Annotated in this window: 21 protein-coding genes and 1 riboswitch; of the genes, 13 read left to right on the plus strand and 8 right to left on the minus strand. The window is 43.2% G+C overall.

All coding sequences use genetic code 11. The annotated features are described in order from the left end of the window. The first annotated feature begins 106 nt into the window (after positions 1-106). Positions 107-2,539: a S8 family serine peptidase gene (locus tag H7968_RS14875; RefSeq protein ID WP_319799506.1), complete on the plus strand. Its 2,433-nt coding sequence runs from the start codon at positions 107-109 to the stop codon at positions 2,537-2,539. Positions 2,540-2,834: 295 nt separating this feature from the next. Here H7968_RS14875 and H7968_RS14880 read toward each other — a convergent pair whose 3' ends face one another. The 5 genes from H7968_RS14880 to H7968_RS14900 are packed head-to-tail and all read right to left on the minus strand — an operon-like array spanning position 2,835 to position 6,744. Next, positions 2,835-4,400: a polyamine aminopropyltransferase gene (locus H7968_RS14880; protein WP_227396885.1), complete on the minus strand. Its 1,566-nt coding sequence runs from the start codon at positions 4,398-4,400 to the stop codon at positions 2,835-2,837. Between the two features lie 24 nt (positions 4,401-4,424). Further along, positions 4,425-4,820 carry a DUF350 domain-containing protein gene (locus H7968_RS14885; RefSeq protein WP_227396886.1) on the minus strand — a complete coding sequence of 132 codons (396 nt, stop codon included), beginning with the start codon at positions 4,818-4,820 and terminating at the stop codon, positions 4,425-4,427. 28 nt (positions 4,821-4,848) lie between these two features. Then, a complete protein-coding gene (locus H7968_RS14890; protein WP_227396887.1) occupies positions 4,849-5,511 on the minus strand; it encodes a DUF4247 domain-containing protein in 663 nt (220 codons plus the stop codon). A 36-nt stretch (positions 5,512-5,547) separates the two neighbouring features. Further along, positions 5,548-6,213: a PspA/IM30 family protein gene (locus tag H7968_RS14895; RefSeq protein WP_227396888.1), complete on the minus strand. Its 666-nt coding sequence runs from the start codon at positions 6,211-6,213 to the stop codon at positions 5,548-5,550. Between the two features lie 18 nt (positions 6,214-6,231). Then, positions 6,232-6,744 carry a DUF4178 domain-containing protein gene (locus H7968_RS14900; RefSeq protein WP_227396974.1) on the minus strand — a complete coding sequence of 171 codons (513 nt, stop codon included), beginning with the start codon at positions 6,742-6,744 and terminating at the stop codon, positions 6,232-6,234. Positions 6,745-6,893: 149 nt separating this feature from the next. Here H7968_RS14900 and H7968_RS14905 point away from each other — a divergent pair, with 149 nt between their 5' ends. Both H7968_RS14905 and H7968_RS14910 read left to right on the plus strand, forming a co-directional pair. Then, positions 6,894-7,442, plus strand: coding sequence for a sigma-70 family RNA polymerase sigma factor (locus H7968_RS14905; RefSeq protein WP_227396889.1), 549 nt, complete (start codon positions 6,894-6,896; stop codon positions 7,440-7,442). Beyond that, positions 7,405-8,676 carry a DUF4179 domain-containing protein gene (locus H7968_RS14910; RefSeq protein WP_227396890.1) on the plus strand — a complete coding sequence of 424 codons (1,272 nt, stop codon included), beginning with the start codon at positions 7,405-7,407 and terminating at the stop codon, positions 8,674-8,676. The genes H7968_RS14905 and H7968_RS14910 overlap by 38 nt, the downstream gene beginning before the upstream one ends. A gap of 40 nt (positions 8,677-8,716) precedes the next feature. Here the strand turns inward: H7968_RS14910 and H7968_RS14915 are convergent, their stop codons facing one another. Continuing rightward, positions 8,717-10,531, minus strand: coding sequence for a methyl-accepting chemotaxis protein (locus H7968_RS14915; RefSeq protein WP_227396891.1), 1,815 nt, complete (start codon positions 10,529-10,531; stop codon positions 8,717-8,719). A 551-nt stretch (positions 10,532-11,082) separates the two neighbouring features. Between H7968_RS14915 and H7968_RS14920 the strand changes: the two genes are divergently transcribed. Beyond that, positions 11,083-11,535 (plus strand): hypothetical protein, encoded by a 453-nt coding sequence (locus H7968_RS14920; protein ID WP_227396892.1) that lies wholly within the window; start codon positions 11,083-11,085, stop codon positions 11,533-11,535. Positions 11,536-11,672: 137 nt separating this feature from the next. Here the strand turns inward: H7968_RS14920 and H7968_RS14925 are convergent, their stop codons facing one another. Continuing rightward, the gene (locus H7968_RS14925) at positions 11,673-11,972 is read right to left on the minus strand and encodes a DUF6509 family protein (protein ID WP_227396893.1); all 300 of its coding nucleotides are present in this window, start codon (positions 11,970-11,972) and stop codon (positions 11,673-11,675) included. 90 nt (positions 11,973-12,062) lie between these two features. Between H7968_RS14925 and H7968_RS14930 the strand changes: the two genes are divergently transcribed. From H7968_RS14930 to H7968_RS14970, 9 genes are all read left to right on the plus strand, one after another. Continuing rightward, entirely contained in the window at positions 12,063-12,587 is a 525-nt protein-coding gene (locus H7968_RS14930) for a type 1 glutamine amidotransferase domain-containing protein (RefSeq protein ID WP_227396894.1), read from the plus strand. A gap of 304 nt (positions 12,588-12,891) precedes the next feature. Continuing rightward, entirely contained in the window at positions 12,892-14,388 is a 1,497-nt protein-coding gene (locus tag H7968_RS14935) for a potassium/proton antiporter (RefSeq protein WP_227396895.1), read from the plus strand. Positions 14,389-14,489: 101 nt separating this feature from the next. Beyond that, entirely contained in the window at positions 14,490-16,229 is a 1,740-nt protein-coding gene (locus tag H7968_RS14940; protein ID WP_227396896.1) for an ABC transporter ATP-binding protein, read from the plus strand. Beyond that, the gene (locus H7968_RS14945; protein WP_227396897.1) at positions 16,210-18,045 is read left to right on the plus strand and encodes an ABC transporter ATP-binding protein; all 1,836 of its coding nucleotides are present in this window, start codon (positions 16,210-16,212) and stop codon (positions 18,043-18,045) included. The genes H7968_RS14940 and H7968_RS14945 overlap by 20 nt, the downstream gene beginning before the upstream one ends. Before the next feature lie 512 nt (positions 18,046-18,557). Then, entirely contained in the window at positions 18,558-19,682 is a 1,125-nt protein-coding gene (locus H7968_RS14950) for a DEAD/DEAH box helicase (protein WP_227396898.1), read from the plus strand. Positions 19,683-19,962: 280 nt separating this feature from the next. After that, positions 19,963-20,625, plus strand: coding sequence for a cobalamin B12-binding domain-containing protein (locus tag H7968_RS14955; RefSeq protein WP_227396899.1), 663 nt, complete (start codon positions 19,963-19,965; stop codon positions 20,623-20,625). A gap of 1 nt (position 20,626) precedes the next feature. Further along, positions 20,627-21,373, plus strand: a complete 747-nt coding sequence (locus tag H7968_RS14960) for an STAS domain-containing protein (protein WP_227396900.1) — start codon at positions 20,627-20,629, stop codon at positions 21,371-21,373. A gap of 159 nt (positions 21,374-21,532) precedes the next feature. Continuing rightward, positions 21,533-21,671, plus strand: a riboswitch (cyclic di-AMP (ydaO/yuaA leader). Positions 21,672-21,751: 80 nt separating this feature from the next. Continuing rightward, entirely contained in the window at positions 21,752-22,408 is a 657-nt protein-coding gene (locus H7968_RS14965) for a potassium channel family protein (RefSeq protein WP_227396901.1), read from the plus strand. A gap of 2 nt (positions 22,409-22,410) precedes the next feature. After that, positions 22,411-23,730, plus strand: a complete 1,320-nt coding sequence (locus tag H7968_RS14970; protein WP_227396902.1) for a TrkH family potassium uptake protein — start codon at positions 22,411-22,413, stop codon at positions 23,728-23,730. A 69-nt stretch (positions 23,731-23,799) separates the two neighbouring features. Here H7968_RS14970 and H7968_RS14975 read toward each other — a convergent pair whose 3' ends face one another. Further along, a complete protein-coding gene (locus H7968_RS14975; protein WP_227396903.1) occupies positions 23,800-24,435 on the minus strand; it encodes an SOS response-associated peptidase in 636 nt (211 codons plus the stop codon). Positions 24,436-24,592 lie beyond the last annotated feature (157 nt).

A 24,592-nucleotide genomic window follows, 5' to 3' on the forward strand; every position in this document is an offset into this window, starting at 1 on the left:
AACAGAATATTAACTATGTTCGTTATTTTATGAAAAAATGAGGAAGGAGCTTTAAATAAAGTAAAACGTTTGATACAAATTTTCTGAGATTGAAGGGAGAAAAAGAATGAAAAAGAATACAAAGAGATCAGTACTTTCGACATCTGCATTATTGCTTGCGTTATCTGCATTCGGCATGGGGGCCGGTGCAAATGCGGGAGTGAACGTGAAGAATGCAGATGAACTGGCTTTGCTGAAAGGAGATTTTAACTTTCAGTCAGGCAAAGAAGCAACCGTGATTGTCGAGCTTGATGCTCCATCTTTAGCGGAAGCAAAGCTGAAAGGTCTTGCGCAGTCTAAAGGAAAACTGAAGCTGGAAAGAGATGAAGTAAAAGTGGCACTGAAAAAAGCAGTATCTAAAGCTGATGTGAATCAGGAATACGATTCAGTATTCTCAGGTTTCTCTGTTGCGCTGCCTGAAAGTGCGATACCTGAACTGCTGGCAATCGAAGGGGTAAAAGCAGTTTATCCAAACGTTACATACACGGCGTCGGTTGTCGGTGAAGCAACGGATCTTTCTTCTGATGAAATCAGTACAGAAATGTTCGACAGTGCTCCATTTATCGGATCTGATGAGGCTTGGGCTGACGGGTTTACAGGTGAAGGAATTACAGTAGCGGTTATTGATACGGGTGTTGATTATACGCACCCTGATTTAGCTCACGCGTTCGGTGATTATAAAGGATATGACTTCGTTGATAACGATGAGGATCCTCAGGAAACGTCAAATGGTGACCCAAGAGGAGAATCGACCATTCATGGCTCGCACGTAGCTGGAACGGTAGCAGCAAATGGAGCGATCAAGGGCGTAGCACCTGATGCTGAGCTGTTGGCTTACCGTGTGCTTGGACCTGGCGGAAGCGGTTCAACTGAAAACGTTGTCGCGGGAATTGAAAAAGCAGTGGAGGATGGAGCGGACGTGATGAACCTGTCACTAGGGAATTCACTGAATGACCCGGACTGGGCAACGTCGATCGCACTTGACTGGGCAATGTCTGAAGGGGTTGTGGCGGTTACTTCTAATGGAAACAGCGGTCCGAATAACTGGACAGTCGGTTCACCAGGTACTTCCCGTGAAGCGATCTCTGTAGGTGCTACTCAGCTTCCATACAATGTTTACACAGCAGCGGTGGAAACGTCTGAAGGCGTCAGCTATCCATCAGCTAACGTAATGGGCTTCCCGAGTGATGAGGAGCTTTTAGCGTTAAATGGACAGGATTTTGAATTTGAATATGTGGGTCTTGGCGGGCCGGAGGATTTCGAAGGGAAAGATCTGACAGGTAAAATCGCTGTGATCCAGCGAGGAAACTTCCCATTTGTTGATAAAGCAGATAATGCAAAAGCGGCAGGAGCCGTTGGCGCGATTATTTTCAACAATGTTCCTGGCGTACAGCCTGATATCCCAGGCATTTCACTTCCTACTATTAAAATGAGTAATGAAGATGGACTAAAGCTTCTGGCTGAGCTTGAAGCTGAAAATAACACAGTGTCATTCAACGTAGCATTCGACCGTGAAGTAGGCGAAACAATGGCTGGATTCTCATCACGCGGTCCGGTTATCGATACTTGGATGGTAAAGCCTGACGTGTCTGCACCTGGTGTGAACATCGTCAGCACAATCCCGACGCATGATGAAAATGTACACGGCTATGCTGCGCTTCAGGGAACAAGTATGGCATCTCCACACGTGGCAGGAGCGGCTGCACTGATCCTTCAGGCTAATCCTGACTGGAGTATTGACGATGTAAAAGCATCATTGATGAATACTGCACAGGATCTGATTGACCCGGCGACAGGAAAATCATATCCGCATAACTCACAGGGAGCGGGAAGTATTCGTGTTCCTGCAGCCATTGAAACAGATATTCTTGTTGGTAATGGCAGCCACTCATTCGGCGTATTTGATAAAACAAAAGGTAAGCAGGTTGAAAAGAATCACTTTGAAGTAAAGAACCTATCTGACGAGCGTAAAACGTATTCATTCGACGTAGACTTCGGTGCAAACAATAGTGCCATTAAAGTCAGTACCAGCAAGAACACAAGCGTCCATGCAGGGGCAACACAAAAGGTGAACATGAACGTTCAGGTTGATGCGTCTAAATTAGCTCCAGGCTATTACGAAGGCAGCATCAAAGTATCTGATGGTGAGAAAACGGTAGATGTACCTACGATCCTGTTCATTCAGGAGCCTGACTACCCACGCGTATCAAGCCTTGGTGTAGAGCAAAATGGTGATGCGTTTACAATCAGCGGATACTTCCCTGGTGGAGCTGAGACAGTTGAACTGTTTGTCTATTCATCCAATGCAGCGGGAGCACCTGTCACGTACCTTGGTGATATCTCAGTTGTTGAAGATGTAGAGTCCGGATTCCAGTCGTTTGCCTGGGACGGCACAATCAATGGAGAAAAGCTGGAGGCTGGCAAATACTATAACGTATATGCTTATGCTACCTACAAAAACAAATCGGATCTTTCAGGTGTAAACTTCCTGATGGAATAAGTGAATCCGTAATATGAAAACCCCCTCGGTTAATTTGACCGAGGGGGTTTTTAATGATTGTGATTTTATAAAATCATAGAGAGAACATCCTTCGCAGACATTTGATGAACCTTCTCAATCTAATTTAAGGGTTTTTAAAAGGGATTTGTCGGATTCATAGATATTTTTCTTGTAATACTAAAAGTGCCGGGTCATTCCGTAGACTCCTGCGGCAGAGAAGCGACAGGTGAGACAGCGTAATGCGGAGCATTAGCTGGCTCACCGCGCGGCCGCGAAGGAATGACCCGGCACGGTTTTAATAATTAACCCAGGCCTTCTCATACATCTGCAGAAGAATCGGGTTGATCAGTGTGTTTGGCTCATACTCAAAAGGTTCACCGTTTTGTGTTTCAATCTCGCGGTCAATGTCTTTACCGAAAACCTGAAGTCCCTGAAGGACGTCCTCATCTAGAAATCTGGTCTCTACGTCAAAACTCAGTTCTTCAAAAACGTCATCCGTCTCTTCACGCTGGGCAAACACAAATCCCCAGTCCCCGAAGCTTGGCACATCAACGTGCAGGTTTTCGGTGGATAGACCGGCTTCCTGAACGGTATGGTCAATGGTCCAGTACACCTCTGTTGCAAAGGTTGGACTCGTTGATTGAATCATGATCGCGCCACCTGGCTCCAGTGCATTTCGAAGGAGCTGATAAAATTGCAACGTGTAAAGCTTGTTCAGTGATTCATTATTTGGGTCAGGCAGGTCGACTATGATCACATCATAGAAGTCATCGACACTTTCCATAAATGAAAAAGCATCTGCATGATGAACGGTTACACGCTCATCCTCAAAAGCATTTTCATTGAGACGGGAAAGGTCATAGTGAGTAGAAGCGAGATCTACAACTGCCGGGTCCAGATCAACGAGATCAACGGACTCTATGTCATCATATTTCCACAGCTCACGTAATACGAGGCCATCTCCGCCACCTAAGACCAGTACTTTTTCAGGAGAATCAGTTGCTGCTATTGTTGGATGTACAAGTGTTTCGTGATAGCGGTATTCATCTGTTGAACTCATCTGAAGCTGTCCATCTAAAAATAGGCGGACATCTCCCTGTTCCTTAGTGAGGATAATCTGCTGATAATCCGTTTGCTCATGATACACGATTGGATCACGATACAGCCGCTGTTCAAAAGAAAACGCCATTTCCTCGCCCCAGAATATACCTGAAAACAAAATAATGAAAAATCCGATTCCTGCTGTCAGATGAAGGCGGAACCTTTTGATCTCTTTTCTGAAATAAAACAGCACCCAAAGCGCAACAGCGACATTGATCAGACCGACAACGAAAGCAGACTTTACAAGACCGAATTCAGGTCTGAGTAAAAAGACAAACAACAGTCCGCCGATCAAACCGCCGGCATAGTCAGAAAATAGAACGCGTGCGGTACTTTTTCTAAGCGTAACGCCAATCTCATTAGCTTTACGAATCAGAATCGGAAGCTCAAGTCCGGTTAAGCCGCCAACGAGCAGCGTAATGGTATAGAGAAAGATCGCATCCGTGCCATCAGGCAGAAAGGCTGTCACACCAAAAAATAAAAAGGTGGACAGTCCGCCAATCAACCCGATCGCATATTCAATCCAGATGAAGGAGGGGATCAGATTTTTTGTCACTCGTTCACTGATCGATGCCCCGATTCCCATTCCGGTTAAAAAAAGTGAGATGGTGAGCGTGTACTGCTTCACACCATCTCCTAAAATGTAAGAGCCTGCAGCTCCAAATAATACTTCAAAGATAATTCCGCAGATGGAGACAATTCCGGACGCCCAGTAGATCGTCTTACTCTGGCGGATACCGAGTTCATTGATTGTCTTCATGGTGAAGCTCCTAACCGCTTTTAATTATGTAATCGACGCACCAATGACAAATGCAAGACCTACAGATACTCCAAAACTGATGATTCCTACTGCGAGATTGCCTTTATGAAGCTGCTCTTCAACAGAGAATTTACGAGTAAACAGTTCGAATAACAGATAAGCAATCAGCTGAAGGGCAACTCCGAGTCCACCCCAGATTAACGTTTCCCATACGGCAAAGCTGTGATAAATGGCAAAAGCTAAAATGATACAGATTCCGATGATTTTACCGCTGATCGAGAGCGCTACCGCTTTATTACCGGCAAGAACCTCATCCCAGTCTTTATATTTTTTTGTTAAAAGTTCAAAAATCACAATTCCAATGAGTACAACAACGACTGCGATAGCAAAATACATAATCGTTAAAAGAAATGCGTTCATTTTTCAGTCTCCTTTCCATATCGAGTTATTATTTTCCTGAGCCGATTCCGCCGCCGCGATTACTCGAACCGCGAATCGTCGGGATTGCATTTTTACCTACGTATGTGCCAGATGAATTGTAGCCTCCATAACAGCGTTCAGGATAAAGATTGCAGTCCTGACTTCTGCTGGTGGACCATCCTGAACCAAAACGGGTATTTAAAAGGGATGCCAGCAGATAACCTTCAAAGAATGAAGGGCGATAATTATCACGGGCAAATTCTTCTTCCGCGACTTCAATCATCGTATCAGACGCATTTTCCTCAGATTCAGTAAGCGTAACAAACAGGTCATCATAAACCAGGATTTGTTTGCCATCCCGGATTTCACTTATTTCTTCGGGAGTTTCGTGATTTTGCAGCTCGTCAGACACAGCAGCGAGATCACGTCCTTCCGCCTGATAAACGCTGGCATACTGGTCCGTGTTAGCGGCACTTGATATCGTATCGTAAAGAGGGTATGTAGTACTGATATAATCGCTGATTCCGTCTTTAAAAATCGATCCGCCGTTTCCGCATGCAGCTAGAAATAGCATAACGGCAACGATTAAGATGGATACCATGGACCGTTTCATATTCTCACCGTCCTTTCTAAGAGAATCATAACCTAAAAGAGGGGATGATGCCAGATGATTCCAAGAATCTTCCGGCATTCATACCCCCTGATGTTGTTTTCTTTGTTAAAACAATTACTCTTTACCCATTTTCTTCTTAAGTGCAGCTAGTTCATCATCTACACTGTTATCGAGTGCATCGAACTCGTCATCAAGGCTGCGGTTTGACTGGCGCATATCTTCACTTGTTTCCGCTTCAGCTTCGAACTGAAGTACTTTTTCTTCCATTCTTTCGAACCCGCCACGGGACTCATCCGAACCGATTCCTGACAGTGTACGATTCATCTTCGTCCGTGTTTTAGCTGATTCAGCACGTGCTTTTAACGAATCCTTTTTAAGCTTCATTTCATTGTATTCTTTTTTCATTTCATCCAGCTTTGATCGAAGAACGGCAACATCTTCTTTTGCACGTGCATACGACTCTTCAAGAGAAGCAGCCTGATCTGCATGGTTTTTCTTATCTTCAAGCGCACGGCGGGCAAGATCTTCATTACCTGCTTCGATCGCCTTCATTGCCTGATCTTCACGCTTTTTCATCATGCTCTGTGCATCTTCCACTTTCTTTTGAAGCAGCTTTTCGTTTGCGATCTGTTTGGCAACAGCTGTTTCCACCTCGCGAATATCCGCTTCCATATCACGCATAAACTGATCCAGCATTTTTACCGGATCTTCAGCTTTATCCAGCATTGAATTTAATTCTGCTCCTACAACGGTTTTTACTCGTTTAAAAAATTGAAACATGTCAATTCCTCCTAAAATTTAATTTGATCCTGCTATAATTTTTATTTCATATTCTTCTATACTGTAACCGGTACTCGCTTCAACATCTCCGCCCCATATTTCAACGGATAGCGCTTTTTCATCTTCTTCATCGTAGTATTCGGCGTACTTACATCTTACACCATCTACGTTCTGACTGCGGCCTTCACCCTTTACGATGGCTTCACCCTTTTCGTCTAAATAATAAATGGTTCCCTCATACTCGATTTCTTTTGGCAGCGGCTCCTGCAGCTTAAGTGTCGCTTTTTTGTAAATGCCAAGCTCAAGCTCATCATCCATTTCCACACTCAGCCAGATCACATCCTGAACACCCTGCAGCTGATACGCTGTCCACTTGAATCCGTGATCATTATACGAAAGCTTTCCAACCACTTCATAATCCTGAAGGTCGTAAGTCACGATGTCTTTCACTTTGAGGTTCATCACTGATCGTTCCTCCACCTCAGGCCGTGCAGGTTCTTTTCCGCCAAACAGGCGTTTAAACAAGCTCATCTGATCATCATCCTTTATCACTGTCTTTCCTGCTACAATACCTTATACGGAGAAAAAAGGGAAAGGTTTCTGTTTTTATGAAAAAAAACAAAACTATTTTTGGAGCAGCTGGGTCTAATGATTAGAAAGAGAGTGAGAGGGGGAGGCGAATGGATTTAGAATCAATGGCCGGGAAAGCAATAAAAGGAGACGACGATGCCTTCATCTCGATCATCAGAGAAGTTAGAACTGATTTATATAAAACGGCATACGCTTATCTGAAAAACGAAGATGATGCAGTGGAGGCGATTCAGGAAGTGACCTACAGGGCATACCGCTCCATCGGAAAGCTGAAGGAGCCGGCTTACTGTAAAACGTGGCTGATACGAATTACGATTAACGTCTGTCAGGATGAACTGAAAAAGAAGAAACGGATCATTCAGACTGAAGTAAATGATCAGCTATTGGCTTCCGAAGAAGATCTTTCGTTTATTAATACAAACGAAGCACTCGAACAGCTTTCTTTTGAAGAACGGGAGCTGCTGCACATGAAGTACATATGTGACTTGACGATCCGAGAGGTAGCTGAGTCTCTGGACGTCTCGGAAGGAACAATCAAAACGCGTTTGTATAAAGCACTTGGACGATTAAGAAATTGGATGGAGAAAGGAGATGACCATCATGTTCCAGGAAGAAGAAAAACGGCTAAACGAATATAAGAACAAAATTCAGCGTCTTGAGATTCCGGAAGAAAAGCTGGAGGGCGCCATATTCGAAGGGATCAGACTGGCGAAGAAGAAAAAGCGCAGTTCTAAATGGATGTTACCGGCTGTGGCGGCAGCGGTTTTTCTGATTACTTTCATCATGACAGTCAGGGTATCTCCTGTCATGGCCGGGCACATTGCCTCTATTCCCGGAATGGAGAGGATTGTTGAACTCATCCGTTATGACCGCGGTCTACAATCCGCTGTTGATAACGAATATATGGAGCCTATTGGCGTTTCAAGATCGATTGACGGTGTAAAGGTGACAATCGATTCAGCGATTTATGATGAGTATGGGCTGGTGTTGTTTTATACGATTGAGCTGGATGAGGCGAAGGAGAATTTTAATGTATGGCCAACAAACATTGCAGGTCCGGATGGACTCAGCATGTTAGCGTCGAGTTCCGGACCAGGTCTTGATGCCAGTAATGACAACAAAACCTATACTGGTATGTGGAACTTGATCTTTGAAGATAAAACCGAATTGAATGACTTTACAATTGAGTTTGAGATTGATGAAGAAACACTATCCATTCCAGTTTCTTTGACAGGTGAACCTCTTGAAACAAAGCAATTTGACCTCAATCAAGTTGTAGTGGTAGAAGAGCAAAAAGTCAATATACAAAACATCAAAATCACGCCAATCAGGGCCATCGTTGAACTTGAGGCTCTCGATGAAAACGATCTGAAGCTGCTGACTTTTGAAAATATGAAAATGGTCAATGAAGATGGAGACGAGTGGGGAAAGGTCTCGAACGGTGTCTATTCAACAGGTGATAATTTGCTGCTTCAGAGCAATTATTTTGAAATGCCGGAGGAACTTTACTTAATGCTGGGAGAAATACAGGTAATTGATAAGGACGAATCAAGTCTCATTATTGACACGGAGCAAAAAAAGATCATAAAGAAGCCTGAAAATTTTCCGTTTGAGATTACTTCAATAGAACGCAAATTAATTGAAATAGAGAAGAGTGGTAAGGAGTTTCCTTATGGTCTATTCAGCCAGGCTATTGATGCAAATGGTAACAAGGTGGACATATCCAGAAGTGGAATCCGTTATTCTGCAGGAGAGGTTTCGATGTTTGATATGAGTTTTGAGACAGTTGATTATGAAAACCCAATTTCACTAGAATTTCAATTTTACCCTCAATGGATCGAATCAAATGAAAAAATAAAAATTTTCGATTAAAAAATGAGAGTCCGCCGGGATGGGGACTCTCATTTTGTATTTATGAAGCTTTCTCATCCTCCAAAGACTCAGTCGATTCAGGTTCTTCTGAAGATCTAAACTCGTCTTCAACATCTGTTTCTTCCAGGTCTTCTTCAAACAAATCATCAGCCTGTGCAGTTTCGTCTGGTAATTCAAATGTGCCAATCAGTGATTGAAGCTCTTCTGCCATCCCTGTCAGTGCTGCAGCGGATGATGTTACTTCTTCCATAGAAGCAAGGGTTTGCTGGGCGGCTGCGCTGACGCTGGCTGAATGGTCGTTTGTTTGTTGTGCGATGCCAGTCATGTTACCGACGATTACAGTCACTTCGTCTGATTTGGAAGCAATCGCCTGAGCGGTTGCGTTCATCTGTTCAATTTGAGAAGTCATTTGTTTGACAGATCCGATAATCAGGCTGAACTTTTCTCTTGTCTCCTGAGCAGAGGTAATACCGCGCTGAACCTCTGATTTTACATGATCCATTGTATCAACTGAATGCTGAGAATCTTTCTGCATTTCTGAGATCAGGTCGTTGATTTTGTGTGTGGATCCTGCTGATTGTTCAGCCAGTTTTCGAACCTCATCCGCTACCACTGCAAAACCTTTACCGTGTTCTCCGGCACGTGCTGCTTCGATTGCTGCATTCAGTGCAAGCAGGTTCGTCTGGTCTGCGATTCCACGGATCACTTCCAGGATTGAACCGATTTCATTAGTACGTGCAGATAATCCCTGAATGGCTTTATCAGATTCTCCGACTGACTGATGAATGGATTCCATATTATGAACCGTTTTTTCTACAAGTGTTCCACCCTCATTTGCGTGACGAAGAGATTCAGCAGAATAATTTTCAATTACTTCTGAGCTTGCGGCAATGGTCTGGATGCCTCCTGTGACGTCTGCCAGCGCATTCACACTCTGATCCGCTGCCTGAACCTGTTCTTCTGATCCGCGTGAAATGCTCTCAATAGATCCTGCCGTCTGTTCAGTAGCACGTGATGTCTGCTCAGCATTGGCTGAAAGCTCCTCGGATGAAGCAGCTACCTGAGAGGCGTTCAGTGAGATATTACGGATCAGCAATTTCAGATTATCCTGCATCGCAATAAATGAATGCTGAAGTTTTGCCATCTCATCTTTTCCTTTTAACGGTGTAGGATTATCTGTAAGATCTCCTTTGGCAACGCGCTCTGCCATTTCAGTCATGGCTTTTAACGGCTTTGTTAATCTTGAAGTCAGGATAAGTCCCAGGACAACCGCTAAAATAAAGGCAAGCCCCATCGTAATAGCTGAAAACAATCGCGATTGTGCCATTGATTCATTTGAAGCCTCAAGTGTTGCGCTGATTTGCTCATCTATGTTGATGATCATTGCATCGACGTCATCGTTTAACTGATTGGCGAGTGGAGTCATAGAACCTGTTGCCTGAACGCGTGCTACTTCCGGACGCGTTTCGAAAGTCTCAAGCATACTTTCCCCAATGCGTAATAGCTCGCTGTTTTTATCAATAATGGAAGTCAGGATTTCCTTTGAGGCAGCATCATCAATCATTCCTGACAGCTCTTCACCAAGCTTTGCTGTCGACTCATTTAATGCGTAAAACCGGTCAAGGTAAATGGATTGTGAAGTTAATAAAAATCCACGGTACTGACTATTTTGTTCCTGGACTCCTGCCTGCATTTCCAGAACGGTTGCCCGGGTTTCGAATAGAGATTCTGTTACTTCTTCAAAAGTAGCACTCATTGAACGCATGTTTATGTAAGAATATACTCCAGAGGCTGCGAAAACCAACGCGACAATTACGAATGCTAATACAAGCTTTTGGCCTACCGATCTCATCATGTTGTCACCCTTCCTTCCAGTTAAATAGGGATAAAGTAATGATATATAACTCCTATTTAGATTAGATGATTAGTTATTTCGAGTCAAGAAGAGATTTTGAAGAAAGGGAATTTTCTGAATTGAAAAGAACCGGGACGGGACCATTCTACGCTTTCCGTGGCCGGGCGGTGAACCCGGCTGTGCTGCGCACAGTCGGTTTCACCTGTCCCTTTCCGCCACAGGAGTCTCCGAATGGTCCCGTCCCTATGTTATCCAAGTAATCTTATAGCATAGTAAATGAAACTTCGCATAAATTGTAAAAAAATAAAATATATGACCCTATTGCTTAGAGCTCAATCAATATCTTTAGTCTGTTGGGTAGTAGGGGAGTGGATGGAATCATTACTGGATTTCTATAGGAGTGGAGAGATGTAAGCTGTTGATAGAGCAGCCCAAGTTGCCGTTAGAAGGAAATTTAATTCCAATTGTCGAAACATCTGATAGGCTAAGGTAATCTATGTTTACTAAATAACGATTTCCTATAAATGAACGATTTTAACAAGGAGGTTTATATGAAAAAGTTATTGATATTGACAATTCCTGTTCTTGTCATAGCGCTAATAGCATTTACTTCAAATAACGACAGATTGGTCCATCAACCAATTTCACTTGATAAGATAGAAGAAATTGTGATGTTCCAAGAATATTATAAGGTTGAAAATGGTGGTGGTGGTGTCTCAATTGAACATCTTAATTCTCATATAGATACTACTGAAAAAGAAGCCAAATTGCTGATAAAATGGTTTAATTCTGTTTCAGAAGAAACTATATTACTTGAAAATGAAATTCCTGAAACTTTGGCTGGTGTATCGTTTGAAATGAAAAACAATAACAACGTAATAGTTTATTATAAAGAAGGTATATTTTATGTTTCTAATGAGAAAAATACATATTCATTTGTTAATAATGATATGAAGGACTATTTTGAAAAAACATTGAAAAAAAGTGAATTTAATCTTGAATAGATATTATTAAATGAAATTTTAATGCAACTATCAAACGGCTCCAATTTATTTGGAAGCAGTTTAACAATAGTTAAAACAACATTAGACTTTAACAAAGCCAATAAATAAAGACCCCTGTTCAAGGGATCTTTACATGATTATTCTTCTTCTGCTTCCTGCCAGTGTTCGCTGCAGAACGTTTGGATGAAGTTGATTTCCTCGTCTTCGAGTTCAAAGTCGAGAACGTTTTCTGTGTTGCGTTCCATGAGGTCGTATTTGAGGAATTTTTCTTCTCCGTCTTCTACTTTATAGAGTGCTTTTACGACAACGCCGTTTTCCATGAAAAGCTCATCATCTTCCTCGACTTCGATTTCGATCATAAATTCGTAACGGTCACCTGTTAAAATGCCGAATGGATCGTTTATCTTCTCCACTGTATAAGCGGTAATGTTCATCATTTGTATTCCTGCCTTTCCTTTACTATAGTTTCAGTATACATGAAACAGGTTATGGATTGTATGTGAGAGAGAAAACAGGAGGGATTTAATGTGAAGCTGAAGGATAAAAAAGTGATTGCGCTTGTCAGTGATGATTTTGAGGATCTGGAGCTGTGGGTTCCGGTTATGCGTCTCAGAGGTGAGGGTGCGGTCGTTCATCTTGTAGGTGAAAAAGCGGGCGAAACGTATAAGGGGAAGTATGGTGTTCCTGCTGAAAGTGATTATGCATTTACAGATATTCATGTGCATGAATATGATGGAATTTTAGTCCCTGGCGGCTGGTCCCCGGATAAGCTGAGAAGATATCCTGAGGTGCTTGAGATGGTCCGTCATATGAATCAGCATAAAAAAGTCATCGGCCAGATTTGCCATGCGGGCTGGGTACTGATTTCGGCTGGTATTCTTGATGGGGTGAATGTGACGAGTACGCCTGGCATTAAGGATGATATGACAAACGCCGGTGCGATCTGGCATGATGAAGCGGTCGTTGTGGACGGTCATATTGTTTCAAGCCGTCGTCCGCCGGATCTGCCTGAATACGGAAATGCGCTGGTTGAAGCATTTGCAGGTGAATAAAGTGATTAAGATGATGCCGGGACTTCTAAGAAGATTCCGGCGTTTTTTATTGCTGATGGTGAGGCAAGGCAGGAAGAAGGTTTATTCTACCGTATGCTTGTGAAATTAAGAATTCATCTCCATCACAAAAAATCGTCAGTCCTGCAAATGAGTCTACCTTATACAATTAGCCACCTGAACAGTCATTCAAAACACACACAATTATTTATAAATACTTTTTCTTCTTGTTACCGGGGACTTGTTAAAAGTATTGTAAATACAACTTTGATATAATAAAGATAAGTAATGGCAAAGGAGTGAGTCTGTGGATTTTACGGTTGATGGTTTGATTTTTCTGATGGCTGTGATGTTAATCATCGGTGTAGTTGCCACTAAATTTTCCTCTCGTTTAGGAATGCCCTCTCTCGTTCTCTTCTTACTTGCAGGTATGCTGCTAAGTGAATTTATTTACTTTGATAATACTGAATTTGTTCAGTTAGTCGGAATTCTTGCTCTTATTATCATTTTATTTGAAGGTGGTACGCAGACTCAGTGGCAAAGTATCCGCCCTGTGATTGGTCCGGCTGCATCCCTTGCGACGCTGGGGGTTGTGATCACTTCCGGGCTGGTTGGTCTAGCTGCCGTTTTAATCCTGGATTTGAGCTGGCTTGAAGGCCTATTGCTTGGAGCTATTGTAGGATCCACTGACGCTGCTGCTGTATTCTCAGTTTTGGGGAGTAAAAACATAAAAGAACGCTTAACATCTACGCTCGAAGCAGAATCCGGGACGAATGATCCGATGGCTGTCTTTTTAACGATTATGTTCATTGAACTTATCCAGTTCCCGGATACCTCTGTTTTATCGTTAATTGGCGGCTTTGTTATGCAGATGTCGATCGGCCTTGTAGCGGGGCTGGTGCTGGGGAGAACCACGGCTGTTGTGATTAATAAGATTAACCTTGATGCTTCTGGTTTGTACCCGGTGCTTGCTCTGTCTTTTGCTATTTTTACTTATGCGGGAACTACTTTTATAAATGGAAGCGGGCTTCTTGCAGTTTATGTTATGGCAGTTATGGTAGGAAATCATGACCTGACGTATCGTCATTCAATTCTCCGTTTCAATGAAGGTTTTGCATGGATGATGCAGATTGTTATGTTTATTATGCTCGGTCTTCTCGTATTTCCTAACCAGCTGCTTGATGTGATCTGGCAGGGCATTCTCTTATCACTAATTCTAATGCTCATTGCCCGTCCGGTTGGTGTCTTTCTTAGTATGATTGGTATGAAATATTCAACGAAAGAAAAAGTGTTCATATCCTGGGCAGGGTTGAAGGGAGCCGTACCGATCGTACTGGCTACCTACCCGATTGTAGCAGGAGTAGAAAATGCTTTGCTGATTTTTAATACAGTTTTTTTCGTTGTATTGACTTCAGCGCTGATTCAGGGTGGAACATTATCGTGGCTTGGAAATAAACTTGGGCTTGCAGGTGAAGAAGTCCCGCCAAGTCCATACAGCCTTGAACTTGTTTCTCTTGGAAAAACTGAATCGGAAATGGTTGAACTGACAATTCCGAAGGATTCTGCTGTAGCAGGATATCAGCTCGTTGATATTACACTACCGAAGCATACGCTGATTACAGCAATTATCCGAAATCAGAAAATCCTGACACCTACTGGGAATACAAGAATTAAAGAGGGGGATACGCTATATGTCCTGACACGCAAAAAGACGAGGGATTTGGTTAAAGTCAGGTTTTATCAAAAAAGAATCCCTGTCGTTAATGCGGAGCAGGATATCAAAAAGTCAGACTCAGGCACATGAGTCTGACTTTTTAATGCTTAATTCTCCGAAATATTCAAAAAATATGGTAAAGTAACGGTATCTATTTCGTGAATCAAATGAGTTTGGAAGGACGTAGCGCTATGACAAAAATCACTTCATTTTTAACACCGTACCGGATTGCCATTATCATTGCGCTTTCCTTAATGCTGACGGAGCTTGCAGTCGAGCTAGTCCAGCCTTTATTAATTTCCTATATTATTGACCAGGGCATTCAGCAGAATGATCTGGGGTCCGTTATGTTCTGGGGAGGCATTCTCGTTGCCTGTTCATTAGCCGCCTTTGCGGCTGGGGTGACAAACTCTTTTTATTCCTCTCATGTCAGTCAGAGCTTTGGGTTTGATATAAGAGAAGCGCTGTATAAAAAAGTGCAGGCTTTCTCGTTTTCAAATTTCAGTGTCTTCCCGACTTCCTCGCTGATTACCAGACTGACAAATGATGTCACGATGCTTCAGAATACAGTGTTTATGAGTTTGCGGATTATGATGAGAGCTCCGCTGCTGGTGATCGGAAGTGTGATTATGGCACTTTTGGTTAATCCATTTTTGGCGCTCGTGCTGGTGATATCCGTTCCGGTCCTTGTCTTATTTTTGATTGTGGTGATGAGTAAGGCAGGGAGCTTGTTTAAATCCGTTCAGGCACGTCTGGATCATGTCAATAATGTCATGCAGGAAAATCTGATCGGAATGCGGCTCATTAAAGCATTTTTACGTGGTAAACATGAGATCAAGCGATTCAGACAGTCCAGCGAACAGCTGATGGAAAAGACGGTTTCAGCTCTGAGGCTGATTGAAGTCACGATGCCGGTTATTTTATTGCTGATGAATTTAAGTATCCTCGTGATTCTGTGGTATGGAAGTATCGAGGTACAGACGAATGGGGCGACAGTAGGAGAAGTCGTCGCAATCGTCAACTATGCGACCCGGATGACAGGGGCACTGTCGATCGTCACGATGATTATTATGGTGTTTTCCCGTGCAAAAGCATCGAGTGAGCGGATTACCGAGGTGCTGAATACCGATATTGATCTGGCAGATCATGAGGCCAGTCATTCTTTTGTAATCAAAAATGGAAAAATTGAATTCCGGAATGTTGATTTTGTCTATCCTGAAACGTCTGTAAAAGTATTGGACCAGCTTTCTTTTAAAGTGAATCCGGGAGAAAGGATATCGGTTTTAGGCGGAACAGGTTCTGGTAAATCAACGATATTCCAGCTGATTCCGAGACTATACGATGTATCCGGCGGGGAAATTAGAATAGATGATCAGCCGATTTATGATATTACGTTAAAGGATTTACGCAGTCAGATTGGTTTCGTTCCACAGGAAGCAATGCTGTTTACAGGGACGATTGCCGAAAATATCCGGTGGGGAAATGAGCACGCAACCCTTGAAGAAGTACAGGAAGCGGCTAAGCGTGCGCAGATTCATGATACGATCATGGGCTTGCCAAAACAGTATGAGACTATTCTTGGACAAAAAGGTGTTAATCTCTCCGGTGGTCAGAAGCAGCGACTTTCCATTGCGCGTGCGCTTGTTAAAAAGCCGGTTATTTTATTACTGGATGACAGTACGAGTGCCCTTGATATGAAAACCGAGGCCAAGCTGCTTGAAGCACTTGAAGAATATAATTGTACGACGATCATGATTACGCAGAAGATCAGTACAACGATCGCTTCAGACCGCATTCTGCTGATTGATGATGGAAAGCTGATTGCAGAGGGTTCACATCAGGAGCTGTTAAAAACATCTGAACTTTATCAGAAAATCGTTCAATCTCAGACTGGAACGGAGGTGGGCTCAGTTGCTAAAGGAAATCGTTAGACCTTTTCAATATAAACGTCGCCGTTTGAGTGAAATTGATACAGCAGGTTCATCTGGTCAAAAGAAAAAAGCCGATGATTTCGGCGGAACACTAAAGAAAATCTGGCACTACCTTGCGATGAGTAAAGGGAAGCTCAGTCTTGTTATGCTCATGGTTTTAATCAGTTCAGCCATGTCACTGCTTGGCCCTTATCTTGTCGGGATGGGGATTGATGATTTTATCGTAACAGGTGACTCGGGGGGATTAGTTCAACTGATCATTGTTTTGGCAGTTGTTTATGTCGTTTACTCGCTAAGTATGTGGTTCCAGGCCATGTGGATGGTAAGGATCGCACAGCAGACTGTATTTACGATGAGAACACAGCTTTTTGAGCACCTGCAGAAGCTGCCGATCCCGTTTTTCGATAAGCGCCAGCACGGGGAACTGATGAGCCGTGTGACGAATGATATGGAAAATGTGAGCTCAACGTTAAACAGCTCTGTGATTCAGATTGTATCGAGCGTGCTTACACTCGTCGGCACAATCGGCGTAATGCTTTATTTAAGTCCGCTGCTGACCCTGATTACAGTACTTGTCATTCCGGCTATGTTTCTAGGGCTTAAATGGATTACAAATCGGACAGGCCGTCTGTTTAAAGAACAGCAGCGAAACCTGGGAGACATGAACGGTTATATTCAGGAGACATTATCGGGACAGAAAATCATTAAAACTTTTTCACAGGAAGACTGCGTGATCGAACAGTTTGAAGAAAAAAATGAAAAACTCAGACTTGCGGGCTTCTGGGCGCAGACATTCTCAGGATTTATTCCGAAGCTGATGAACTTTTTAAACAACCTGAGCTTTGCTGTGATTGCGCTCGTCGGGGGCCTGCTTGCGCTGAGAGGGGATATTTCCATCGGAGTGATTGTCATCTTTGTAGAGTATTCAAGACAATTTACCCGTCCGCTGAATGATCTGGCTAACCAGTTTAATACGCTGCTGTCTGCCGTAGCAGGGGCTGAGCGGGTGTTTGACATTATGAATGAAGATGAAGAGCGTAAGGATGAGAAGGACGCAGTGGAGATTGATAAAATTTCAGGAAATGTGTCTTTCGAGGATGTTATGTTCTCTTATGAAGCGGATGAGCTCATTTTAAATCATGTGTCGTTTCGAGCTAAGCCAGGTGAAACGATTGCACTTGTCGGACCGACCGGAGCAGGGAAAACGACCATTATTAATCTTCTTTCGCGTTTTTACAATCCGACCGGAGGAGAGATTCGCATCGATGGAAAAGACATTTCTATGATCAAACGATCCAGTCTGAGAAGTCATATGGCATTTGTGCTTCAGGATTCCATTCTTTTTCAGGGGACCATTCGCGAAAATATCCGCTATGGCCGTTTGACTGCATCGGATGAGGAAGTGGAAAAAGCAGCCCTGCTTGCGAATGCTGACAGCTTTATCCGCAAAATGCCTGAGGGATACGATACGGTGTTGAAGGCAGATGGAGAAGGTATCAGTCAGGGACAGAGACAGCTTCTTGCCATTGCCCGTGCGATGCTTGCGGACCCCGACCTGCTCATATTAGATGAAGCGACCAGCAGCATTGATACGGTGACTGAGATTAAGATTCAGGAAGCGCTTGAGACACTGATGAAAGGCAGAACGAGCTTTGTCATTGCGCACCGGTTAAATACAATTCAGAATGCGGATCAGATTCTGGTGCTGAATAACGGCCAACTGATTGAGCGCGGTAATCATGATGAATTGATGAAGCGTAATGGTTTTTATGCGGATCTTCAGAAGAATCAGTTGAAGGAACAGCTTGCTCTTTGATTTGAAAAGAACTAATTTGAAAACCGTGCCGGGTCATTCCTTCGCTTTCTTTTGTGTCCAGCTACGACGGGCAGGGACTAGCAAACTTCCCGTCCTCTCGTACGATAAGTCAACATCAGCTCACTTCGTTCGCTGTGTTTCCTTTATCTTCGTCGAGGACAGTCCAGTTTGTACGTCCCTAAACGCCCGCCTACGCTTTTCTGTGGCCGCGCGGTGAGCCAGCTGTGCTGCGCACATCTGTCTCACCTGTCGCTTCACTGCCGCAGGAGTCTACGGAATGACCCGGCACTTTTTTATTCTTTCTAAAATGCATAGCATCTTTTAATCAGAATCGTGCCGGGAACATCCTCCGCTTTACGTGACCGCATGGTGAGCCACAGGGAGTCTGAGGATGTCCCCGGCACGGTTTTGTAGGAAAGTCAATCATATAAACTGATATTGATCAGACTGTGCGTAATTTCTCCAGGAATGATACAATTAATCGTATCGAAATGAACGGAGAGTGGAAAGAGATGTTAGAGTTAACGCAAAAGAAATGGGAAGAGGCCGGGTTTACTGAAATGACGGCTGTCCAAAAGCAGGTTATCCCATTATTAAAAGAAGGAAAAGATGTCATTGCAGAATCACCGACTGGAACAGGAAAGACACTTGCTTATGTTCTTCCTTTAATAGAAAATCTGAACGCTTCACAAAAGCTTCCGCAGGCAATTATTTTGGCGCCATCGAAGGAGTTATCCATGCAGATTCTTGATGTTCTTCAGCAGTGGGGAAAGGATGCAGGCTTGAAAGCTGCTTCGATCATTGGTGGAGCGAATCCGAAAAGACAGCTTGAGAAATTGAAGAAGCAGCCTCATGTGATTGTAGGCACGCCGGGTCGAATTCACGAATTGATTAAGCAAAAAAAGCTGAAAATGCATGAGGTGAAGACGATCATCCTTGATGAGGCGGATCAGCTGTTTTTACCTGAGCATCAGGATGAAATCGGACAGATTGTGAAAAGCACACTAGCAGATCAAAGGCAGCTTGCCATGTTTTCAGCGACCTTGTCTGAAGATGTTGTGAAGCACGGACAAGAGATTATGAATGAACCTGAAGTGGTTCGCGTGGGAAGAGAAGAAGTGAAACAGGGCAAAGTACGCCATCAGTTTATGGTGTGTGAGGCCCGTGAAAAAGTGGATATGATCCGGCGTATGGTCCGGATGGACGCGATGAAAAAAGAAAAATCACTTGCCTTTATGCAGGAAGTGCTTGATGTGATGACAGCTGCTGAAAAGCTCAACTATAAGAACCTTGAAATTGCTGTGCTGCATAGTGATTTATCAAAAGAAGAGCGTGCTGCATCTATGAGAAAGTTCAGAAAGGGCGAGCTTCCATTGCTGTTAGCTACTGATGTAGCTACACGCGGACTTGATATCCAGGATGTCACGTATGTGATCCACATGGATGCTGCTGAGAATCTTGACCAATATATTCACCGCTCAGGTCGGACAGGCAGAGCTGGCGCAGAGGGAACAGTCCTTAGCTTTGTGACGCCTGGTGAAATTAAAAAGCTCCGCAAGTTTGCAAAGGAATTGAATGTTGAACTTGAGGAAGTCACGATGTACCGTGGGAAGTGGGTATACCAGGATCATCAGTGATGTTGGACTGGAAGGCGTTCAGTCTGTTTGAATGAAACCGGCAACGAAGAGTGAATAAATAATCAGGCTGCGCGCTCCTTATGTGAGCATGCAGCTTTTTTATTGCCTTTTAATAATTATCACGATCATTTTGATGAATATCATGCGTTTTTAATAAAATACATCAATTCCTTTTATTTGTAGCCAGTATGATTTGACTTTTACCGATTAAAAGTTGACAATTTGAGAAGAAGCTAGAGATAAAGAATCGATGATAAAGAGATCGGAAGGCGTGAATTAAATGGAGTTGTCTACAGCAAAATTTACTGAAGCACTGTTGAATGGGGATCAGGATGCCTGCTGGTCCATGGTGCAGGAATGTGTGAATGCAGGTCAGACTACAGAACAAATCTATTATCACGTTATGACTCCTGCGATGGTTGAAATTGGGAGGCTCTGGCAGGAGAATGAGATCTCAGTAGCTGATGAACATCTGGCTACAACGACGTGTGATTTTACGATGTCGCGTTATAAGCATGAAGTCTTATTGCCGAGAATACAAGGCCAGCCTCAGGATCAGGGGCGAGCGCTTTTCTTTTGTGTAGAACAGGAAGAACATGATCTTGGTATCCGGATGATTGCGCAGATTTTTGAGGAAAAAGGATATCTTGTGCGCATGATGGGTGCAAATCTTCCAGTTGAGTATGCATTGTCTATGGCTGTGAACTGGGAACCGGATGTTATGGGGGTATCAGCCAGTATGATCAAACAGGGAGAGAAGGTACCTTCCTATATCCAGCGATTAATGGAGCGTTTTCCTTCAGTTGAGTTGCTGATTGGCGGCCGTTTTCTAACCTATCCCGAGCAGTCGCTGCAAAATGTACCTGAAGAAAGAGTAACCCTTATTAAGGATGGCAATGGACTGACGTCCTGGTTTGCCGGCCGGAACAGAAAGGAAGAGTAACTTGATCACACTTGATACGATGCCTCTTCCCGCTTTTAAAATGTCTCAGGATTTAACCATTTTAGAAGCTTCAGAGGATGCCAGACAATTATTTGGCCATGCTCCCTCTTTTTTAGATTGGGTTGACGTGGAAAGTCGCGAGAAGGCACAGAAATTTATGTCAACTCAGTACGATGAAAAGGTCGAGTTGAACCTTGTCACTACAGAAGGGATTATCTCATCTTATATCCTTCATATTAAGTGGGATGGTCAGGAAGGTACCGTGCTGATGCAGCAGCAGGATCAAATGATGCTAAAGCTGATGCATTCTGTTAATGAACACAGGCGCAGGTTGGAAGAAAGCGATATGGAGCTGATTCTGAAAAAGAATGAGCTTGAAAAGTCTCTGATCAGAATTCAGGAGCTATCGACGGCAGTCATTCATTTAACACCAAATGTTGTGCTGATACCGATATTTGGAGATTTAAATATTGAGCTGATTTTATCAAATAAAGACCGGATTTTAAAACAGCTTTATGACGAGCAGATTGATGAATTGATCATTGATCTTCAGGCTGTCGGTAAAATAACAGATGATGGTGTGGAGGAATTCAGTCTTCTGTTGAAAAACTGCTCATTACTGGGGGCAACCTGCAGTATTACCGGAATTAGACCAGAGCATGTACCCCAGTTACACCAAAAAGAAATTGCAGGAAAGGTTATGTTTATTAACAGCCTTAAAGATACTTTAACAAGAATTGTTTCATGAAAAATATTTCAAGACCGGTGCCTTTGCTTGGCCCGGTCTTTCCTGTGATTTCAGAGCTAAGCATATCAGATTGATCAAGGCTTGGATCGTAAAGAAATAAAAAATTTCATTTCCCCTCTTTACTCCTGAGATTAAGGGGAGTAAACTATCTCTCAGAATACATGAAAACCGCTTAATCCTGAAAAGCAGGAGCGGGGGAACCGGCGTGCCTTGCGCACATGGGGTGAAGTCTAATCAGACAGGGAACTCTTAATCCCTAACCCGTCAGCTAACCTCGCAGGCGATTAAGAGAACTGACTTGTGTGAAAGCAGCCAACCACAGGAATGTCCTCCTTGTGGTTTTTTGTATGCCAACATACGGGAGAAAGAAGGATCTGAATGAAAAAACAATTTGCAGTGCTTGGCCTCGGGAGTTTTGGAGGTCATCTTGTAGAGGAATTCCATGAAATAGGTGCGGAAGTGTTCGCAATGGATCGTGATGAAGAGCTGGTTGATAAATACGTGAATCTTGCTACTCATGTGGTTCACGGGGATGCACAGGATGAGCAGCTGCTTCTTCGCGCAGGAATCCGGAATTTTGATCTGGTTGTCGTGTCGTTCGGAGAAAACATTGAAGCAAGTATTTTAACGACGATTATTCTTAGCGACCTTGGTGTCAAAGAAATCTGGGTCAAGGCTTCAAGCATTTATCATCAGAAGGTACTTGAGAAGATCGGTGCCACAAGGGTCATTCGTCCTGAAAAGGATATGGCACGCAGGATTGCCCACCGTCTGACTTCCAATCATTTTATTGACTATGTGGAGCTTTCCGAAGAGCATTCCATGGTAGAAATAAAAGCAACCAAAAAAATTGTGGGGAAAACGATCGCGCAGCTTAATATCCGGAATCGTTTTGGCTGCAATATAGTAGGGATTTACCGGTCTCACGATATGCTTGTTTCTCCAAGCGGGGATGACCGTATAGAAGAAGGAGACGTTTTAATTGTGATCGGTGAGAACAGAAAGCTACACCGGTTTGAAAAGCAGGGGGTGTAGGGATGAAGAAAAAACTTTTTCAGAACCCTCCTCTTTTTTTGATTGTCCTGTTTTTAACCGGAATCCTGCTTGGAGGCGCTGCACTTAAAATTCCTGCAGCAACCGTTACGCCGATCGGCTGGCAGGATGCTTTTTTTACAGCTGTTTCTGCCATGACAGTAACAGGTCTGGCGGTCGTTGATACGGGAACGGTATATACGACGTTCGGTCAGACGATTATTATGATCCTGATTCAAGTTGGTGGCCTTGGGATTATGACGTTTGCAGTAGTGGTTTTTCTAATGCTTGGCAGAAAGATTGGATTCAAGGAAAGACTGATCATTCAGCAGGCATTAAACCAAAATGCTGTAGGTGGTATTATCCGCCTTGCTATTCAGCTGATGATCTATTCAATATTAATAGAATTATTTGCGGTCATGCTTTTATCTACTGTATGGGTGCCTGAAATGGGATGGAAAGATGGATTATTCTTTAGTCTTTTCCATGCGGTATCAGCCTTTAATAACGCAGGATTTGGGCTGTTGAGTGATAGTCTGATGTCCTATGTGGGAAATCCTATGGTTAACCTTGTGATTTCTGCATTATTTATTTTAGGTGGAATCGGATTCACTGTCCTGGTAGATTTGTTCCGTTCGACATCCATTCGCAGATGGAGCCTTCACACCAAGCTGATGGTATCAGGTACACTGATCATCAACATTTTTGCCATGATCTATTTATTCTTTAATGAATTTGCTAACCCGGCCACACTTGGTGGGCTGACACTGGATGAGAAAATATGGGCAGCTTATTTTCAGGCGGTCAGTCCGAGAACCGCAGGCTTTAATTCTATTGATATTGCTTCTATGGATGATTCAAGCCTGCTTTTTATCATTATCCTTATGTTTATAGGAGCAGGCAGTGCATCAACTGGTGGCGGGATCAAGCTCACGACATTTATCGTGATTTTGCTCGCTACTGTCGCGTTCTTCAGACGAAATACAGAGATTCATATGTTTGATCGCGAAATTCGTCAGGAAATTATTTTTAAATCGCTTGCTATTGCCATGAGCAGTGTATTATTTATCATTGCAGCGTTGAGTATTATGACGCATACAGAGGATGGTGCCGGTTTCCTGCCGATTGTATTTGAAACGGTTTCTGCCTTTGGAACGGTTGGATTATCAATGGGGCTTACACCTGACTTATCAGATATGGGTAAATATGTAATAATGCTGGTGATGTTTATCGGAAAAGTTGGTCCGTTAACCTTATTCTTTTCAATCGCTAAACCGGATTATCGTAAAATTAAGTATCCGAAAGCAGATGTACTTGCTGGGTAATGGTTTATTTTCAGCAAGTGAATGTCATAACGAAAAAGCTGAAAAACGCAATGTGCGTCTTTCAGCTTTTTATTTTCGTTTAAACCGTTCTCCTGAAATTTTGCTGATTTTCAGCTCTCCTGTAAAAGGACTCAATAAATAGTTTAACTCTTCCACATCTCCATCATGGTTCAGCCATCGGTCGAATTGGTCAGGTGAAAGAATGACAGGCATGCGGTCGTGAATTTGGCTCATTGCGCTATTCGGCTCAGTTGTAATAATGGTGCAGCTTCTGATCAGGTCATTCTGTTCGTTTCGCCATGATTCCCAAAGTCCAGCAAACGTTAATGGATCCCCGCTGACAAGTTTTATTTCATAAGGCTGTTTGTTCCCTTCCTCTGTTTTCTTCCATTCGTAAAAGGAGCTCGCGGGAATTAAGCACCGTTTAGATCGGAAGGCTCTGCGGAAGCTCGGCTTTTCAGAAACGGTTTCTGCCCGGGCGTTAAAGGTTTTGTATCCGATTTTTTCATCTTTAGCAAAAGGCGGAATGAGCCCCCAGCGAAAATAAGCGGGGTATCGCTTCCCTTCAACACTGACAATAGCGGCTACCTGATTGCTGGGTGCAAGGTTAATGTGTGGGTAGACATCAAAGTCATCCCGCATATTGAATTGGTAATATTCCTTTAAATCCTCAAGCGCTTCGGTTAAAGAAAATCGTCCACACAAGTAAATTCCCCTCCTTATTTACTAACACTATCGTAACAAATAATAAAAACATTGCGAAGATAGAGAAGATTTAATCTTATTTCCTTTTACAGGAAAATGGTTGATTTATTTCGCATTGCGAATAATAATGAGGAAGTGTCATTTTTACATATCTAGG

This window comes from Jeotgalibacillus aurantiacus (assembly GCF_020595125.1).
GTDB lineage: Bacteria > Bacillota > Bacilli > Bacillales > Jeotgalibacillaceae > Jeotgalibacillus > Jeotgalibacillus aurantiacus.